20 protein-coding genes are annotated in these 17368 nt (G+C 71.0%); 5 read left to right on the plus strand and 15 right to left on the minus strand.

Annotated elements, in window-relative coordinates; all coding sequences use genetic code 11:
- Positions 1–100: 100 nt before the first annotated feature.
- Positions 101–922, plus strand: coding sequence for a DedA family protein (locus ACLQ3B_RS09800; protein WP_425779316.1), 822 nt, complete (start codon positions 101–103; stop codon positions 920–922).
- Between the two features lie 165 nt (positions 923–1087).
- On the opposite strand, the gene ACLQ3B_RS09805 is transcribed toward ACLQ3B_RS09800, so the two are convergent.
- The 14 genes from ACLQ3B_RS09805 to ACLQ3B_RS09870 form a co-directional block, all read right to left on the minus strand.
- Positions 1088–1465: an ArsR/SmtB family transcription factor gene (locus ACLQ3B_RS09805; RefSeq protein ID WP_030332125.1), complete on the minus strand. Its 378-nt coding sequence runs from the start codon at positions 1463–1465 to the stop codon at positions 1088–1090.
- 57 nt (positions 1466–1522) lie between these two features.
- Entirely contained in the window at positions 1523–2062 is a 540-nt protein-coding gene (pyrE, locus tag ACLQ3B_RS09810; protein WP_112586136.1) for an orotate phosphoribosyltransferase, read from the minus strand.
- 169 nt (positions 2063–2231) lie between these two features.
- Positions 2232–3041 (minus strand): SDR family NAD(P)-dependent oxidoreductase, encoded by an 810-nt coding sequence (locus ACLQ3B_RS09815; protein WP_425779317.1) that lies wholly within the window; start codon positions 3039–3041, stop codon positions 2232–2234.
- Between the two features lie 10 nt (positions 3042–3051).
- Complete coding sequence (locus ACLQ3B_RS09820; protein WP_425779318.1) at positions 3052–3705, minus strand: hypothetical protein; 654 nt, start codon at positions 3703–3705, stop codon at positions 3052–3054.
- Positions 3706–3777: 72 nt separating this feature from the next.
- Positions 3778–4542 (minus strand): hypothetical protein, encoded by a 765-nt coding sequence (locus tag ACLQ3B_RS09825; protein WP_425779319.1) that lies wholly within the window; start codon positions 4540–4542, stop codon positions 3778–3780.
- A gap of 93 nt (positions 4543–4635) precedes the next feature.
- Positions 4636–5256, minus strand: a complete 621-nt coding sequence (locus ACLQ3B_RS09830) for a DUF4178 domain-containing protein (protein ID WP_425779320.1) — start codon at positions 5254–5256, stop codon at positions 4636–4638.
- 121 nt (positions 5257–5377) lie between these two features.
- A complete protein-coding gene (locus ACLQ3B_RS09835) occupies positions 5378–5749 on the minus strand; it encodes a hypothetical protein (protein ID WP_425779321.1) in 372 nt (123 codons plus the stop codon).
- A gap of 121 nt (positions 5750–5870) precedes the next feature.
- Positions 5871–7463: a polyamine aminopropyltransferase gene (locus tag ACLQ3B_RS09840; RefSeq protein ID WP_425779322.1), complete on the minus strand. Its 1593-nt coding sequence runs from the start codon at positions 7461–7463 to the stop codon at positions 5871–5873.
- 52 nt (positions 7464–7515) lie between these two features.
- A complete protein-coding gene (locus ACLQ3B_RS09845; RefSeq protein ID WP_124815985.1) occupies positions 7516–7938 on the minus strand; it encodes a DUF350 domain-containing protein in 423 nt (140 codons plus the stop codon).
- Positions 7939–7972: 34 nt separating this feature from the next.
- Positions 7973–8398, minus strand: coding sequence for a DUF4247 domain-containing protein (locus tag ACLQ3B_RS09850; protein ID WP_425779323.1), 426 nt, complete (start codon positions 8396–8398; stop codon positions 7973–7975).
- Entirely contained in the window at positions 8395–8907 is a 513-nt protein-coding gene (locus ACLQ3B_RS09855) for a DUF2617 family protein (protein ID WP_425779325.1), read from the minus strand. The genes ACLQ3B_RS09850 and ACLQ3B_RS09855 overlap by 4 nt, the downstream gene beginning before the upstream one ends.
- A gap of 1 nt (position 8908) precedes the next feature.
- Positions 8909–9535, minus strand: coding sequence for a DUF4178 domain-containing protein (locus tag ACLQ3B_RS09860; RefSeq protein ID WP_425779326.1), 627 nt, complete (start codon positions 9533–9535; stop codon positions 8909–8911).
- Positions 9536–9713: 178 nt separating this feature from the next.
- Positions 9714–12305, minus strand: coding sequence for an ATP-dependent chaperone ClpB (gene clpB, locus ACLQ3B_RS09865; protein WP_425779327.1), 2592 nt, complete (start codon positions 12303–12305; stop codon positions 9714–9716).
- Positions 12306–12390: 85 nt separating this feature from the next.
- Positions 12391–13035 (minus strand): TetR/AcrR family transcriptional regulator, encoded by a 645-nt coding sequence (locus ACLQ3B_RS09870; RefSeq protein ID WP_425779328.1) that lies wholly within the window; start codon positions 13033–13035, stop codon positions 12391–12393.
- A gap of 85 nt (positions 13036–13120) precedes the next feature.
- On the opposite strand from ACLQ3B_RS09870, the gene ACLQ3B_RS09875 reads away from it, so the two are divergent.
- From ACLQ3B_RS09875 to ACLQ3B_RS09885, 3 genes are all read left to right on the plus strand, one after another.
- Positions 13121–14257 (plus strand): epoxide hydrolase family protein, encoded by a 1137-nt coding sequence (locus ACLQ3B_RS09875; protein ID WP_425779329.1) that lies wholly within the window; start codon positions 13121–13123, stop codon positions 14255–14257.
- Between the two features lie 315 nt (positions 14258–14572).
- Positions 14573–15073 carry a cation:proton antiporter regulatory subunit gene (locus tag ACLQ3B_RS09880; protein WP_124815967.1) on the plus strand — a complete coding sequence of 167 codons (501 nt, stop codon included), beginning with the start codon at positions 14573–14575 and terminating at the stop codon, positions 15071–15073.
- 5 nt (positions 15074–15078) lie between these two features.
- Positions 15079–16293: a cation:proton antiporter gene (locus ACLQ3B_RS09885; RefSeq protein WP_425779330.1), complete on the plus strand. Its 1215-nt coding sequence runs from the start codon at positions 15079–15081 to the stop codon at positions 16291–16293.
- On the opposite strand, the gene ACLQ3B_RS09890 is transcribed toward ACLQ3B_RS09885, so the two are convergent.
- Positions 16282–16740: a GNAT family N-acetyltransferase gene (locus ACLQ3B_RS09890; protein WP_425779331.1), complete on the minus strand. Its 459-nt coding sequence runs from the start codon at positions 16738–16740 to the stop codon at positions 16282–16284. The genes ACLQ3B_RS09885 and ACLQ3B_RS09890 overlap by 12 nt on opposite strands.
- A gap of 172 nt (positions 16741–16912) precedes the next feature.
- Here ACLQ3B_RS09890 and ACLQ3B_RS09895 point away from each other — a divergent pair, with 172 nt between their 5' ends.
- The gene (locus tag ACLQ3B_RS09895) at positions 16913–17344 is read left to right on the plus strand and encodes a hypothetical protein (RefSeq protein ID WP_357178995.1); all 432 of its coding nucleotides are present in this window, start codon (positions 16913–16915) and stop codon (positions 17342–17344) included.
- The last annotated feature ends 24 nt before the right edge of the window (positions 17345–17368 follow it).

Here is a 17368-nt window from a genome sequence, read left to right on the forward strand (position 1 = left end):
CCACCACGGTCGGCGGGGCGCCGTCGGTGAGCCCCACGGCGCGGGCGGGTGGTGACGGGCCGGTCCGGCGCGGCCGGGGCCCCGGGCTTCGGTACCCTTTGTGGCCGTGGACACAGCTGAGAAGACCCGCGCTCTCGTGGAGAGCGTCGCCCTGAACCCGCTCGATCCCAAGGATCTGTTGCAGACCTTCGGGCTGATCGGCGTGTGGGTGATCCTCTTCGCCGAGACCGGCCTGCTGGTGGGCTTCTTCTTCCCGGGGGACTCGCTGCTGTTCCTCGCCGGGGTCGCCTCGTCACCGGTCGCGGACGCGATCTTCGGCGACGGCACCCGCCTCTCCCTCGCCGGCCTGTTGATCGGTGGGCCGATCTGCGCGGTTCTCGGCGCACAGCTGGGGCACTGGCTCGGCTCGCGGTACGGCCGGCCGATGTTCGAGCGGCCGAACTCCCGACTCTTCAAGAAGGAGTACGTGGAGAAGGCCGAGTACTACTTCCAGAAGTTCGGCCCGGCGAAGGCCGTCGTGCTGGCGCGCTTCATTCCGATCGTCCGGACGTTTCTCAACCCGGTAGCGGGCGCGCTCGGCATGCCGGCCAGGCAGTTCCTGCTCTGGAACATCGTCGGCGCGGTGCTCTGGGTGGACGGCATCCTGCTGATCGGCTACCTGCTGGCCGAGCAGATCTACCAGGCCATCGGCGACAAGATCGACCGCTACATCCTGCCGGTGGTGGCCCTGATCGTGCTGATCTCGGTGCTGCCGATCTTCTTCGAGTTCCTGCGCGACCGGCGGGCTCGTAAGCGCGGCGAGGCGGTCGCGGTGGTCGCGGCGGCCAGTGCCGCTGGTGCGGTGGAGGCGGCCCGCGAGGCGTTCGACCACGACCGGCACCAGGACGAGCGTCGGCGCCCGGAGCACGGTCAGGACCGTTGAGGGTACGACGACGGCCGGCCCCCTGGTGCGGGGGTCGGCCGTCGGCATGTCGAACCCGGCCTCCGGTGGTGCGACCGGGGACGAGCAGGTGTCAACCACCGGTGGCGCCACCCCTGGCTCGCCACCGGACGCCGCCCCGGCTCGGGACGGCGTGTAGTGCCTACGTCAGCGGGCCTTCTTGGTGGCCCGCTTACGCGGCGGGGTCAGCAGGTCGGCGATCGTCGCGATCGCACTCGGGACCAGGCTGTAGTACGCCCAGACACCGCGCTTCTCCCGCTGCAACAAGCCGGCCTCGGTGAGGATACGCAGGTGATGACTGACCGTCGGCTGAGAGAGGCCGAGCGGCGCCGTCAGGTCACAGACGCACGCCTCGCCCTCGGGGGCCGACTGGATCAGGCTGAGCAGCCGCAACCGAGCAGGATCAGCAAGGGCCTTGAGGACCCCGGCGAGACGCTCGGCATCGGCACGTTCGATCGGCTCGCCGTTTAGCGGCGAGATCTGAGGCATAGTCATTTCGGCCAACGCAGTTCCCACGTATTCCATCCTTCCACCAGCAGCATCGATCCGCCTGCATATCAGCAGATCCGAATCGGCAGACTTTTACGCCACAAGGCCGAGGTCAGCCAACGTATAGGCCGCCCGGTACGGCAATCCGGCGGCTCGCACCGCGTCGCCGGCGCCTCGATCAACAATAACCACCACGCCCACGACTTCCGCCCCGGCCTCGCGAAGCGCCTCGACAGCAGTCAAGACACTTCCGCCCGTCGTCGATGTGTCCTCCACCGCCAACACCCGGCGGCCGGCCACCTCCGGTCCCTCGATCCGTCGCTGAAGACCGTGGGCCTTGCCCGCCTTGCGCACCACAAAGGCGTCCAGGGCCCGGCCGGTCGGAGCGGCGGCGTGCAGCATCGAGAGCGCGACAGGGTCCGCGCCCAGGGTGAGGCCCCCGACGGCGTCGAACTCCCAGTCGGCGGTGAGGTCGAGCAACACCCGGCCGACCAGAGGAGCGGCCCGGTGATGGAGCGTGACGCGCCGCAGATCCACGTACCAGTCTGCCTCGCGCCCCGACGAGAGCACGACCCGTCCGTGGACCACAGCCAGGTCGGTAATGAATTTACGCAGGTCGTCGTGGTCCCCCATGGCGATAGAGGTTACTGCGCAAGTCTGAACGCCGTGTGCGGGGTCCACCCTGATCAGCCCCGGGGGGAACCGATGACTGGCGATGTTCGACTACGCTCAGCAACTGGGCCGACAGCGGCGCGCCAGCGCCGTCCCACCGCCCGCTCGGGGTCGACAGGCCGGTCGAAGCTCAGCGCTCGTCGCGACCGATCCGGCCGCGGGTGTCCCGGGCGACCGCCTGGAGCAGCCGTCGCGGTGCGTGTCGCATGCCGGCGACGACGACCTTGTACTTCCACGCCGGGATGCTGACCATCTTGCCTTTGCGCAGGTCACGCAGGGCTTCGTCCACCACGTCCTCGGCCCGCAGCCACAGCCACTCCGGCGTCTTGGACATGTTGATGCCGGCTCGCTGGTGGAATTCCGTGCGGGTGTAACCGGGGCAGAGCGCCATCACCTGAACACCGAACGGCCGCGCCGACTGGCCGACCGACTCACTGAAGTTGGTGACCCACGCCTTGCTGGCCGAGTACGTCGATCCGGGCATCGCCGTACCGAAACCGGCGACCGAAGAGACATTTATCACTGCCCCATTTCGCCGTTCAGTCATCGGTCGTAGGGCCGCCAAGGTGAGCCGCATGACTGCGTGCACGTTGAGCCGCAACAGTCGCGCCTCGTCCTCTGCCGTGGAGTGCAGGAACGGTTTGTTCAGGCTGATGCCCGCATTGTTGACCAGGAGGTGCACCGGGCTGCCATCGGCGAGTCGCTGCTCCACGGTGGCGCAGCCGTCGTCGGTGGACAGATCCGCCGGGATCGTCTCCACCTCGCGGCCGTACGTGGAACCCAGCTCGGTGGCCAGCTCGGTCAGCCGCGCCGCGTCGCGGGCAACCAGCACCAGGTCCCAGCCGTCGGCGGCCAGCCGCCGGGTGAACGCCGCGCCGATGCCGGCGGTGGCCCCGGTGATCAGGGCTCGGCGCTCGGCAGTCGTGGGGTCGAGCGTCACTTGGCGGTCCTCACCTGTGCGGGTACGGGGGCGCGGGCGGCGCCGACGGGGGCTGGTGCGGTGCGGGCGTGAATATCTGCGGTGCGGTTGGCGTCGGGCGGTGGCGGCCGAACCAGCTGTTCGCCGCCGGCAGCGCCAGCAGCGTGGCTACTACAAGGTAACCGAGCCCCTGTGCGACGGAAAGCCCGGCGTTGAGCGGGATCCACCAGGACGGGTACGCGTCGCCGATCAGGCCCAGCAACTCGGCGAGAGCCTGGTCGCCGGAGCCCAGTTGCAGTGGCGCGGCCCGTTGGCCGACGACGACCGCCACGCTGCAACAGCCGGTGAGCAGGCCGAACCCGCTGACCACCCAGGTCGCCACCCGGACGCCGTTGCGACAGGCCAGCAGCCCGAGGGCCAGGCCGGCGAGCAGTGGCGCGGAGAGCGCCGCCACCACCGCCGACAGCACCGCGGACGCGCGGAGCAGAGTCACCACGTCGTCGATCTGCTCCGGGCTCGCCGAGGTGTCACGGGCGGCGGAGCGGAACGCGTCGACCGTTCCGCCAAGCACCACCAGGTCGACCACCGCGTACGCGAGCGCGGCGACCGCCATCACCAACAGCACGGTCGCGGCCGACAGGACGGCGGCGGGCCGGCGGGCCGGTGCCGATTCGGGGTACGACACGACGAATCCCTCCGGTAGGCGTCGGGTTGCAACCTACTCGGAGGGATCGTCAGCGTCGTGCTTATCGAGCCGTCAGCTCGTCGACGGCGGGGTTGACCCGGGCCGGTCCGTGGGCGGCGTGTCGTCCGGGCGGTCCCCGGCCGGCGGCGGGTAGCTCGGCTCCCCGCTCGACGGATAGCCCGGCTCACCGGATGCCTGCGGGTAGCCGGGCTGACCGGGCGCCTGCGGGTAGCCCGGGTAGCTGGCGCCCGGCGTCGGCGGCTCCCAGCCCGCGGTCTGCTTGCGGAAGAACGGGTTCGCCTTCGGCAGCGCCAGCAGGACCAGCGCCGTGAGCAGCGCGATCAGGCTGAGCACGTTGAGCACGGTGCTGACCGGGGCGACCCAGGAGGGCAGGGCCTCCTCCATGCGGCGCTGGATCTCGTCGGGGCTCGGCCCGTCGCCGCCAGACCCGCTCCCGGCGTTGAAACCGCCGGCCGCGTTGCTGAGCAGGCTACCGCCGACGCAGCAGACCATGATGCCGCCGACGATCCAGGTGGTGATCCGGGCGCCGTTGCGGCCCTGGTTGTTGAACAGGGCCAGCACGCCCAGCACGACCGCGAGCAGCAGCAGCAGGACGCTGCCGCCGATGCCGATGGCGACGAAGACGTCGGCCACCTGGTCGCCATCGGTGGTGCTGCCCGCGTAAGCGTCACGGAGCGCGTCCCGCGTCTTGCCGAAGGTGCTGAGCGTGATGATCAGACTGATCACCTGGAGTGCCAGGAACAGGAAGAGCAGATAGCTGGAAATCGACACAATGGATGGCCGCTGACGGGCCGGCGTGCTCTGGGAATCGACCACGATTCTCCTTCCCTAAGATCGCGCCCACACCGTATCGACAACCGGCCGGTTCGGCATGCCGTGACGAGCCCGGCGCGCCCTCGCGGTCCGGGCTCAGCGGCCCTCAGGCGTGGGGCGGATCGTCAGGTCGGCGGGGTCGAGCAGATCACCGCGGGCCACTCTCCAGCCCTCTTCGCCGTACGCCTCGAAGGAGAGTCGTGCGGCGCCACCGGACTGGTAGTCGTGGTAGCGCATGGTGCCGGTCGACGCCAGGTCGGTCTCTCCGGTGGCGGTGTAACGCGCCTGCCCGGTCTCGGCCCAGGTGTAGCGCCGGCCGCCCAGCTCGATGGTCGGTGCGCCCGGAGTGACGGTGGCACCCGGTTCGGCGGTCCAGAGCACCAGCTCGAGTTCGGGGCCGTCCTCGACGGAGAGCCGGTGGCGGGTGCCGGAGTCGTCGTCGAGCAGGTGCTGCACCCAGCTCCAGTCGCCCTCGACCAGGCGGATCGTGGCGCTCACCGCGTACTCCCGATCGCGGATCCGCACGCGGTCGCCCGGGGTCAGGCGGAGCGGGCCGCCGCGCGGCGACGCCACCGCGCCGCCGCGCGCGGACCGTTCGGTCGGTGGCAGGCCGCCGGGCCGGGCCGTCGCCCGGCGGCGGGCCCGCGCGACGAGCAGGACCACGACCACCACGAGTACGGCAAGCGCCGCCACCAGGCACGTCACCAGCACGTCCACCCGACTACCTCCCCAGGTTCGTCGGCGCAGACGGTAACAACCTTCGGCACCCTCAGGACCCGTACCGTGACCGACAGCTCAACTACCGATGGCACCGGCGACGTCGCCAGGTGTGCACGGCTCAGGCTGCGGCGAGCCGACGACTGGCGTAGGTGCCCAGGGTCTCCCGGTCCATCACGCAGCCGACGAAGGTGGTGAACTCGGTCGGGTCGTCCCGCAGCGACGTCCAGGCCGTCCGGGCCGCCTCCGGGTCGACCCGCTCCAGCAGCGTGGCCGCGTACGCCCGGCCGGCGGGTGTGCCGTCGGCCAGCACCCGGTCGAGCTGGCGGCGTACCTCCTCGGGGTGGTCGGTGAGGGCGGCCTCGACCCGGTGGTACGCCTCGGTCACCGGCAGCAGCGTGCCCGCGATCCCCACCCCACCGAAGGCGAGCGTGTCAGCCGCCACCAACTCGTCGACGGCCGCGCCCAGTTCGCGCTCCCAAGCCTTCCGCATCCCAAACATGCCTCCACCCTTTCCCCGTCCGCCCCCACTCCACCCCGTTAATCACGAGGTTTGCGCCATGAGCTGACACTTCCCCGCACAGCCGCCTCGTTCAGGCGCCAGATGGTGAGGGTCAGTAGCCGCGCCACTCGGCGCGGGCGTAGTCGAGGACCCTCGGTTGCAGGAGGGTGCTGGGGGGCACGTTCAGGCGGGCGCGGTCGGGGGGAAAGGCCGCCGCCGCCCGCAGCACGCCCGGGTCGAGGAAACGCAGGTGGGGCGCGTCGGCCGGCAGTTCCAGCACCGGCGGGACGGTTCCCGCCGTGGCGAGCAGGAACCCCCAGTCGCCGAAGGACGGCACGTCGACGTGGTACGGCACCGTGGCGAAGCCGGCCTCCCGCACCGACGCGTCGATCGACCAGTAGGAGCGGGGCGCGAAGTACGGCGAGCCGGACTGCACCACCAGCCGTCCCCGCTCGCCGAGCACCGACCTGATCAGCGTGTAGAACTCGACCGTGTAGAGCTTGGCGGTGGCCGTCTCGTCCGGGTCGGGCAGGTCGGCGACCACCACGTCGAAGCGCTCGGCGGCGGTACGCAGCCAGCCGAACGCGTCGGTGTTCAGCACCCGTACCCGGGGGTCGTCGAGCGAGCCGCCGTTGAGTTCCCGCAGCTGCGGCACGGTGCTGGCCAGCGCCACCACCGCCGGGTCGAGGTCGACCACCGTCACCCGGCGGACGTCCGGGTACCGCAGGATCTCCCGGACGGCGAGGCCGTCGCCGGCACCGAGGACCAGGACGTCGCCGCGTGGACCGCGCATCGCCGGATGCACCAGCGCCTCGTGGTAGCGGTACTCGTCGACCGAGCTGAACTGGAGATCACCGTTGAGGTACAACCGCAGGTCGGTGTCGGCGTGGCCGACCTCCCGCACCGACCGGGTCAGCACGATCTCCTGGTAACGGGAGCGTTCGGCGTGCACGACGGGGTCCCGGTAGAGCTGCTGCCGGGCGGTCACCTCGAAGTCGGCGGCGGTCACCCAGGCGTACCCCAGGCAGAGCGCGACCACTACAGAGCCGGCGCCGAGGACGAGCCGGGCCCGGCGGCTCAGCTCCCTCCGGAACACCGTGCAGACCAGGGCGAGACCGGCCACCGCGTTCACCGCACCGACCACCAGGGCACCCTTGAGCTGGCCGAAGACGGGGATCAACAGGAACGGGAACGCGAGCCCGCCGAGCAGCGCGCCGACGTAGTCGGCGGCGAACAGGTCCGCCACCGCACTGCCGGCGGCCTGCTCGCGGATGCGCTGCAGCATCACCATCAGCAGCGGAATCTCCGCGCCGATCAGCAGACCCAGCACGAAGGCGGTGCCGACCAGCGCCGGGCCGTACAGGTCGAGCCAGGCGAAGGCGGCGTAGAGGCCGAGCACGGACAGACCACCGAGCAGGGCCAGGGTCAGTTCGATCACCGCGAACGCGGCGGCGGCCCGGGGCTGCAACGGCTTCGCGACCAGCGCGCCGACCCCCATCGCGAAGACCATCACACCGAGCACGATCGACGCCTGCCCGACGGTGTCGCCGATCAGGTAGCTGCCGAGCGCCACAAGGGCCAGCTCGTAGACCAGCCCGCAGGCGGCGCAGACGAAGACCGCTACCAGCACCGCCGCGCGGGCCAGCCGCCAGTGCGGCCGAGTCTCGGTGCCGCCGTCGGCCACCGGCGGCGCCCCGGTGCTCATGACCGCCCCGGGTACGGCCGACCGGCGCCTGCTGGTCGCGGTCCCCCGGTCATCAGAGGATCGCGGCGGCGATGATCGCGCCGGTGGCCAGGTGCACCACCGCCGACACCCACACGGCGGGGTGCGGCTCCGGGTCGACCAGCAGCTCCCCGAGCCGGCCCGGGGTCACCGCGTCGAGCAGCAGGAACGCCGCGGCCATGATGACCAGGCCGACGATCCCGTACGCCGCCGCACCGACCAGCCCCAGGGCGAGGTCGTCGTCGCTGGCGACGATCGCCGCGACCACTATGGTGCCGACGCCGAGCAGGTTGGACGCGAGCAGCAGCGCCGCGTTGCGGTTGCGCTCGGTCCAGATCAGTTCGTGCAGCTTGCCGGGAGTGGTCAGATCGACCAGCCCGTAGCCGACGCCCATGAGGACGACGCCGACCGCGCCGAAGGCGAGGGTGGCCAGCAGATCGGTGACGAGGTTCTGCACGGAGGGCTCCAGGGGGAAGGGGTCGGGCGTCGGGCTACTTGCCGGCGCCGGGGCCGCCGCCCCGCACGCTGCTGCCGCGTCCCCAGCCCCAGTACGACCCGACGGTCGAGTGGTAGCGGGGGTGAGCGGTGTCCATGTCTTCGAGCAGGATCACCGAGCCGGCGGCGATCGGCAGGATCACCACCGAGTCGTCGTCGTAGCGCAGGTAGACGCCGCTGCCGTCGGCGTACCGGTCGGACGGCTTCCACGCGTCGGTCAGTTCCTTCGCGACGGCGGTCGGCGACTTGGACGAGGTGTACGCGGTCGCTTCCCGGCCGATGTCCCGGCTGGCCGCTCGCGAGTACCTGTCCTGCACGTAGCCGCGCGGGGAGAAGGTGCCGTTGACGAGCCCGAAGGTCGCTACCAGCACGCCCACCACGGCCGCCGCCGCGCCCACCACGAACCAGCGTCGGTACGTCATCGCAGTGCCACCACCGTCTCGGTCAGGACCAGCTCGTTGGTCTGCGGGTACGCGTGCCAGGTACGCCAGCCGACCGACAGGTGCGGCAGGTCGGTGCGCACGGCCAGCGCGGTGACCGCGTCCGGGTCACCGGGAAAGACTCCGACCAGGGCGTACGGGTCGTCGGCCAGGTCGGCGCGGAGGCCGGCGATCCGCGTGCGCAACTCGCCGTCGGCGGGGCGCAGCACGCTGGCGGTGAAGCGGTATCGGCCTGCCTCGTCGTGCAGGGCGTCGGGCAGGTGCGGCGGCCGGCCGGGAAGGCAGGCAACCGTCTCGGTGAGTTCGGCCGCACCGCCGGGTTCGGCCAGCACTACCTGGTGGGACGCGCCCAGCAGGCGCAGCCGTAGCCGGACGTCCCCGGGCAGCGTGAGGTCGCGGACGTGCAGCGCGGGCCGCTCCGGGCCGCCGAGTGCCAGGCTCAGGTCGGCGGCGCAGGTGTCGATGTACGGGGTGCGGAGGCTCACCAGCACGTCAGCTGGCCTCCGGCCCGGCCTGCGGGTAGACCATCACGTCGGCGCGGTGCAACTGCTCGCCCCGGGCGACCTCCCAGCCGGCCTGGCCGTACGCCTCGAAGGAGAGCCGTTCGCCGCCCTGGGCCCGGTAGTCGTGGTATCGAAGGGTGCCACTGGGGTCGAGGCCGGTGCTGCCGGTGGCAGTGAAGCGGGCCTGACCGGACTCCTCCAGGGCGTAGCGGCGGCCGGCGAAGTCGAGGGTGGACGCGCCCGGGGTGATCGTGGCGGCCGGCTCGGCGGTCCAGAGCACCAGCTCCAGGTCCGGGTCCTCCTCCACGGAGAGCCAGCGCTTGTCGCCCTCGACGGTGTCCAGCAGGTGCTCGGCCCAGCTCCAGCTGCCCTCGTTCAGATGCACCGAGCCCCGGACCGCGTACGACACCCGGCGGATCTCGACGATGTCGCCGGGCTTGAGCGTGCGCGGGTCGCCGCGGAGCGCGTCGCTGTCGGTGTCCTGGAACGGGTCTGCGGGTGCGGCCGGTCGGGCGGCCTTGCGGCCCTTGCGGACGGCCACCACCGCCACCACGACCCCGGCGGCTCCGATCAGACACCCCAGCGTCGTCACCAGGTACGCCACGGGACCGTTCATGTCGACCACCTCCCCAAGTGCGTCGGCGGGAACGGTAACAACCCTGCGCACCTGGAGAAACTCATCATTGTCTGGTGATGCGGCAGCTACGGAGCGTCCCGGCGGGGTGCCGTCGCGGGCGGAGAAACGGGTCGGGCCGACCCCGCCGGCGAGGCGGGATCGGCCCGGGTGCGACGGATCAGGCGGCGGCGACGGCCAGCCCTTCCTTCGCGTCGGCCAGGTCGACGGTGACGGTGTCGCCGTCGCGGATCGTCCCGGAGAGCAGTGCCCTGGCCAGTTGGTCTCCGATCGCGGTCTGGACCAGGCGACGGAGCGGGCGCGCGCCGAAGATCGGGTCGTAGCCGTGCTCGGCCAGCCACTCCCGGGCGGACTCGGTGATGTCCAGTGCCAACCGGCGGTCCGCAAGACGCTTTCGCATCCGGTCCAACTGGATGTCGACGATCGAGCGCAGGTCGTCCCCGCGCAGCGAGGCGAAGACCACCATGTCGTCCAGCCGGTTGAGGAACTCCGGCTTGAAGTGCGACCGGACCACGGCCAGCACACCCTCCCGGCGCTGCTCGTCGGCGAGCGTCAGGTCGCTGATCACCGACGACCCGAGGTTGGACGTGAGGATCAGGATCGCGTTGCGGAAGTCCACCGTGCGGCCCTGGCCGTCGGTGAGCCGGCCGTCGTCGAGCACCTGGAGCAGCACGTCGAAGACGTCCGGGTGGGCCTTCTCCACCTCGTCCAGCAGCACCACCGAGTACGGCCGGCGGCGCACCGCCTCGGTGAGCTGACCACCCTCGTTGTAGCCGACGTAGCCGGGCGGCGCACCCACCAGGCGAGCGACGGAGTGCTTCTCGCCGTACTCGCTCATGTCGATGCGGACCATGGCCCGCTCGTCGTCGAAGAGGAACTCGGCGAGGGCCTTGGCCAATTCCGTCTTGCCGACCCCGGTGGGGCCGAGGAAGAGGAAGCTGCCGGTCGGGCGATCGGGGTCGGCGATACCGGCCCGGGCACGGCGTACCGCGTCGGAGACCGCGCCGACCGCTTCGGCCTGGCCGACCACGCGGCCGCCAAGCGACTCCTCCATCCGCAGCAGCTTGGCCGTCTCGCCCTCCAGCAGGCGACCGGCGGGGATGCCGGTCCAGGAGGCGACCACCGCGGCGATGTCGTCCGCGCCGACCTCCTCCTTGAGCATCGCGCCGTCGGCCTGGAGCTGGGCCAGCTCCTCCGCGGCCTGCTTCAGCTCGACCTTCAGGGCGGGGATCCGGCCGTAGCGCAGCTCGGCGGCGCGTTCCAGCTCGCCGTCCCGCTCGGCCCGCTCGGCCTCGCCGCCGAGGCGCTCCAGCTCCTCCTTGGCGGTGGAGAGCTTGGTGATGTGGCTCTTCTCCGTCTGCCAGCGCTCGGAGAGCACGGTGAGCTGTTCGCGCTTGTCGGCCAGCTCCTTACGGAGTCGCTCCAACCGCTCGGCCGAGGCGGCGTCCGGCTCCTTGGCCAGCGCCATCTCCTCGATCTCCAGCCGGCGGACCGCCCGCTCGATCTCGTCCACCTCGACCGGCCGGGAGTCGATCTCCATCCGGAGTCGGGACGCGGACTCGTCGACCAGGTCGATCGCCTTGTCCGGCAGGAACCGGTCGGTGATGTAACGGTCGGACAGGGTCGCGGCGGCGACAAGCGCGGCGTCGGTGATCCGTACGCCGTGGTGCACCTCGTAGCGCTCCTTGAGCCCACGCAGGATGCCGATGGTGTCCTCGATGGTCGGCTCGCCGACCAGCACCGGCTGGAAACGGCGCTCCAGCGCCGGGTCCTTCTCGATGTGCTCGCGGTACTCGTCCAGCGTGGTGGCGCCCACCATCCGCAGCTCACCACGGGCCAGCATCGGCTTGAGCATGTTGCCGGCGTCCATCGAGCCCTCGCCCTTGCCGGCCCCGACGACTGTGTGCAGCTCGTCGAGGAACGTGATGACCTGCCCGTTGGAGTTCTTGATCTCCTCCAGGACGGACTTCAGCCGCTCCTCGAACTGGCCTCGGTACTGCGCGCCAGCGACCATCGCGCCGAGGTCCAGCGAGATGAGCTTCTTGTCGCGCAGCGACTCGGGCACGTCGCCGGCGACGATCCGCTGGGCCAGCCCTTCGACGATCGCGGTCTTGCCGACGCCGGGCTCGCCGATCAGCACCGGGTTGTTCTTGGTACGCCGGGAGAGCACCTGGATCACCCGACGGATCTCGGAGTCCCGGCCGATGACCGGGTCGATCTTGCCGTCCCGGGCGCTGGCGGTGAGGTCGACGCCGTACTTGGTGAGGGCCTGGTAGGTCTGCTCGGGGTCGGCGGTGGTGACCCGACGGTCCCCGCCACGAACGGTCGGGAAGGCGGCGACCAGGGCCTCCTCGGTCGCGCCGGCGGTCTTCAGCGCGCCGGACACCGCCCCGCCCACCCGGGCCAGACCGGCGAGCAGGTGCTCGGTGGAGGTGTACTCGTCGCCCAACGGCCGGGCGATCTGCTCGCCGGCGCCGATGGCGTTGACGAACTCCCGAGCCAGCGTCGGCTCGGCGATGCTGGAGCCGCGGGCGGCAGGCAGGTTGTCGACCGCGCGCTGGGCGGCCTTGCGCAGCTCGGTCGGGTCGGCTCCGACGGCGCGCAGCAGACCGGTGGCTGTCGAGCCGTCGGTGTCCAGGAGTGACAGCAGCAGGTGCCAGGGCTCCACGGTGGCGTGGCCACGCTGGTTGGCCAGCGCGACAGCTCCCGTGATGGTCTCGCGGCTCTTGGTGGTGAGTCTTTCGGTGTTCATGGGCTCCCCCGGATCGGCGTTGTCCATTGAGTTGGACGCAACCAGAGTTGAGCGTATTCCACTCAACCTTAGCGCGTGACGCCCATCACTCCCGGCGCCGCCACCGCCAGTCGAACTCGCCGGCCGCCGGGGGCGGGCCGGGCAGCGGGTCCGCGTCCGGCACCGACGACAGGCCCGCCAGCAGGACCGCGAGCTGCCGGCGGCGCAGTTGGCGGGTCCGCTCCGGATCGGGTACGCGGACCGCGGCACACGCCTCCAACAACAACCCCAGATCGTGTACGACCGCGTCGGCGCGCAGCCGCCCGCTGGCGTGGGCCCGGTCGACCAGGGCGGTGGCCAACTCGCCGGCCCGCATCGCGTCCCGACCCATCTCCTCGGTCGGGGTGAAGGTGCCGGCCAGGTGGACGGTGAGCGAGTGCACGTCGGCGTCGACCACCCGGGCCAGGAAGCCGGTGAAAGCGGCCCAGTCGTCCGGCTCGGCGAGGGCGGTCTCCGCCTCCGCGACGTACCGGCGCAGCCCGTCGTGGCAGAGCTGGCGCAGCAGGTCCTCCTTGCCCGCGTACCGCCGATAGAGCGCGCTGATGCCGACGCCCGCCCGGTCGGCGACAGCGGCGATCGGCGCCTTCGGGTCGTCGAGGAAGACGGCGCGGGCGGCTTCGAGGATGACCTCGTCGTTGCGGGCGGCCTGGGCGCGGCGACCGCCAAGCGTCTTGCCGGAAGTCGGTGACATGCCTCCAGCCTAGCAGTGGAACGGATCGTTCCGCTCTGCTATGGTGATTGCAGAACGAAACATTCCGTTCCGAAGGAGTTCCGGCATGAGCGACACCGCGATCCGCCCGTTCCGCGTCGAGATCCCGCAGACCGCCCTCGACGACCTGGCCACCCGGCTCGGCCGCACCAGCTGGCCCGCCGACCTGCCCGGCACGGGCGACTCGTACGGGATGGGCACCGACCGGGTGCGCGCCCTCGTCGACAGGTGGCGGGGCGAGTTCGACTGGCGTGCCGTCGAGGCCCGCCTGAACGCCCACCCGCAGTTCGTCACCGAGATCGACGGCGAGCGGATCCACTTCCTGCACGTCCGGTCGTCCCGGCCGGACGCCACCGCGCTGGTGCTCACCCACGGCTGGCCCGGCTCGGTGCTGGAATACCTCGACGTGATCGCCCCGCTCACCGAACCGACCGACCCGGACGCGCCGGCCTTCCACGTGGTCATCCCGTCGCTGCCCGGCTTCGGCCTCTCCGGCCCGACCCGCAGCGCCGGCTGGAACCGGTTCCGCACCGCCCGCGCCTGGGCCGAGCTGATGAACCGCCTGGGGTACGACAGCTACGGCGCGGTCGGCAACGACGCCGGCTCGATGATCGCGCCGGAGCTGGGCCGGATCGTTCCCGAGCGGGTGCTCGGCGTGCACGTCACCCAGCTCTTCTCGTTCCCCTCGGGCGACCCGGCCGAGTTCGCCGGGCTCTCCGAGGCGGACCAGGCGGCGCTCGGGCACCTCCAGTGGTTCTACGAGAACAAGTTCTCCTTCAACCAGGTGCACAGTCAGCAACCGCAGACCCTGGCGTTCGCGCTGGCCGACTCGCCGGTGGGGCTGCTGGCCTGGAACGCCCAACTCTTCGACGAGAGCCTGGACGCCGACTTCATCCTGGCCAACGTGGCGCTCTACTGGTTCACCGGCACGGCCGCCTCGGCGATCCGGTTCTACTGGGAGGACGCACACGCCGGCGAACCGCCGACCGAGCCGACCACCGCTCCGACCGCGCTGGCCATGTTCCCCGGCGACTTCCAGTCCATCCGCCGCTTCGCGGAACGGGACCACGCGAACATCGTCCGGTGGACGGCGTACGAGACGGATGTCGAGGGCCGTGGCGACGTCGGCGGCCACTACGCGGCCCACCAGGCCACCGACGTGCTGGTCGGCGACATCCGCGAGTTCTTCGCCAGCCTCCGCTGACCACGGCGTGCCCAGGTGCCCGCGCCCGCTCTGCGGGGGCGGGCACCGGCGCGTCCAGCCCCGACGCCCGGCCCCGGCGCGCGGCGCGCGGTTGATCCACTCGACTTTCAGGAAGTCGGGGCATCCGGACCGCCAGGACACCGCGACATCCTGAAAACCGAGTCGATCATGGTCATGTACGGCGTGTCGGACACCGTGGAAAGAAACTGCCCCGGGAGGGGCGCATTTCTTCCAAGATCTCTTCCGGCGGGCTCAGGGGAGGGGCGCCGTCTGTCCAAGATCTGCGCTCCGTTCACGAAGCGGTAGCCTTGGAGGGTGCGAGTACGTGTCGAGCAGACCGCCCTACCCGGGATCGGGGTACGTCACGATCTGGTGACGGAATCCGGACGCCGCCTGGGCGTCGTCTCCCACCGCAATGGCCGCCGTGATCTCGTTCTCTACGATCCCGACGACCCCGACGCCTGCCAGGCGGACATTCCGCTGACCGATGACGAGGCCGAGGCCCTGGCCGACATCCTCGGCGCGTCGCTGATGCTCGGTCAGCTCTCCGGGCTCCGTGAGCAGGCCGCCGGTCTGCTCACCGAGCAGATCGCCATCACGGCCGGGTCCCCGTACGTCAACCGGAAGCTCGGCGACACCAAGGCGCGTACCCGCACCAGCGCCTCCATCGTGGCAGTGCTGCGCGAAGGCGAAGTGATCGTTTCGCCACTCCCCTCCTTCCGCTTCGCGGCCGGCGACGTGGTGGTCGTTGTCGGGACCCGTAGAGGTCTCGACGGCGTGTCCGCCATCCTCGCCGACAGTGACCCGGACGGCTGAGGCGGATGCACGATTTCACCACGCTGCTCATCGAAGTCGGTGCGCTGCTGCTGCTGCTCGGGCTCCTCAGCCGGCTCAGCCGCCGCTTCGGCCTCTCTCCCATTCCCCTCTACCTGCTCGCCGGGCTCGCGTTCGGGCACGGCGGGCTGCTGCCGCTGGACGCCAGCGAGGAGTTCTTCGCGGTCGGCGCCGAGATCGGCGTCATCCTGCTGCTGGTCATGCTCGGCCTGGAGTACTCGGCCAACGAACTCGTCGGCAACCTGCGCTCGGCGGCACCGGCAGGGCTGATCGACGGCGTCCTCAACGCGCTGCCCGGCGCGGGGTTCGCCCTGCTGCTCGGCTGGGACTGGGTCGCCGCCCTGGTGCTCGGCGGCATCACCTGGGTCTCCTCCTCCGGGGTGATCGCCAAGGTCCTCGCCGACCTGGGCCGGCTCGGCAACCGGGAAACCCCGGTGATCCTCTCGGTGCTGGTCATCGAGGACCTGGCGATGGCGCTCTACCTGCCGCTCGTCACCGCCGTCCTGGCCGGCACCGGCCTGCTCGGCGGCGGGATCGCGCTCACCGTCGCGGTGGGCACGGTGCTGATCGTGCTTGTGGTCGCCATCCGGTACGGCCACCTGATCTCGTCCGCCCTGTCGGCGAAGGACCCGGAGGCGCTGCTTCTCGGCGTACTCGGTCTGACGTTGCTGATCGCGGGCATCGCCGCGTCGCTCCAGGTGTCGGCGGCGGTCGGCGCGTTCCTGGTCGGCATCGCCCTCTCCGGCCCGGTGGCGCACCACGCGACCGAGTTGCTCTCACCCCTGCGAGACCTGTTCGCCGCGGTGTTCTTCGTCTTCTTCGGCCTGACCACCGACCCGCAGGACATTCCGCCGGTGCTGCTGCCGGCGCTCGCGTTGGCAGTGGTCACCATGGCGACGAAGACGCTCACCGGCTACCTCGCCGCCCGCCGGGTCGGCATCGCGGAACCCGGCCGATGGCGCGCCGGCCTGGCACTCGTACCCCGAGGTGAGTTCTCCATCGTCATCGCCGGGCTCGCGGTGGCCGCCGGGAGCGTCGAGCCGCGGCTGGCGGCGCTGGCCGCGACGTACGTCCTGATCACCGTGGTGACCGGGCCGATCCTGGCCCGGCTGCCCGACTTCCCGTGGTTCAAGCGGTGGCTGCGCACCCGCGCGGCGGCCCAGCGGCGGGAGCGGACCCCGGTCGCCGACTCACTGCACTGAGCTCCACCTGAAAGCTGCGGCCGCGTGGGTCGCACCCTCGCGAAGGTAGAAGCGGTGCGCCTCGGTTCGGGCCAGTCCGGACTCCAGGAAGACGTAGTCGGCACCCCGTTCGTCCGCCCACGCCCTGGCCGCCGCCAGGAGACTGGAGCCGACACCCCGGGAACGCCAGTCGGGGTGCACGGCGAGATCCTCGATCGAAGCCCGACGGCCGAATCGCACCGAGAGGATGTCCACGTAGACGCTGGCCACGCCGACCAACTGATCGTCATCCGATCGCGCCTCGAAGAGTGCGACGTCTTCGTGGACGAGCAATTGCGCGGTCCGCTCGACCGCGCGGTCGCGGTCCCAATCCACGGGACGACGACCGGGAGGGGCGAAAAGCCACTCCAGCCCCATGACGAACTGGGCCTCGGCACCCCGCTGGAACCGTCGAACATGGATTGTCATAGGAGCATCATCGGCCGCGACGTCGATGCAGTTGACCCGCCCATGCCAATGGTTGCGGAATTGCTCCTCATGGGGACTACCGCAGCAACCGTGGGCGGGTTACCGTTTCGCCCCAGCAGCCACGGTCCGCAGGCAGCGTTGCCAAACGCGGGCGAGAGCGGAAGGTTGGCCGGTGAGCGTGCAGGAGTCGACTTTCCACGGCTTCGCCAACCCCGTCGATCCGACTCCGGCGGAGTTACGAGCCTGGGCGTACCAGCCTGATTCGGTGCCGTTGGCCTCGATGCCACCCGACTGGGACCTGTTGGTCTCCGGTGACCGACTGGTGTTGACGCTCTTCGAGTTGGCGATGGACCCGACCTGCCCGGCCCGGCGTTTCGCGCTGCACTGCCTCTACATCTACGCGGCCGACGGCATCCGGACGAACTTCCGCGCCCACCCCAAGCGTCGCTTCCGCAAACTCGTCGAACAGGCCGAGCGGGACGGCGACGAGCTGATGAAGGTCTGGGCGCACAACGGCCGAGTGCTGTTGGCCCGACCGGATCTTTTCGTCTACCGGGACTGGTGCGAGGGCGGCCTGGTCCGCGAAAACCGCCGCCTCGGCTAAGGCACGGCACGCACTCGATTACGG

It is taken from the genome of Micromonospora sp. DT53 (assembly GCF_049841535.1).
In the GTDB taxonomy this organism is placed as follows: Bacteria; Actinomycetota; Actinomycetes; order Mycobacteriales; family Micromonosporaceae; genus Micromonospora.